At 39.8% G+C, this 254-nt stretch carries 1 pseudogene; it reads right to left on the reverse strand.

Going from position 1 to position 254, the window contains the following annotated elements:
• A pseudogene (locus ACLJNW_RS26790) lies at window positions 1-254 on the reverse strand (type IV secretion protein Rhs); the annotation flags it as partial.

The following is a 254-nucleotide window of genomic DNA, read 5'->3' on the forward strand; positions in this document are numbered from 1 at the left end:
GTACTATTCCACCGGCCTTTATATTTCTTCTGTCTCTAAATCTCTCTCGAAATTTTTGCAACCATGTTTTTCCAGTAGATGAGTCAGGATGAGGAGCATTAGGGTCAATCCTAATAACTTTAACCTTATCTAATCCGGCCTCTAGAGCTGCGTCTAATCGCCTATTATCATAAGAGACTAATTGCCCATCAATATCAATTACTCTTAATGGAGACCTATCCCAATCCCAACCACCATTACGCATAATTTCGGCA

This window comes from Salmonella sp. SAL4457 (genome assembly GCF_046548235.1).
Classification (GTDB): Bacteria; Pseudomonadota; Gammaproteobacteria; order Enterobacterales; family Enterobacteriaceae; genus Salmonella; species Salmonella enterica.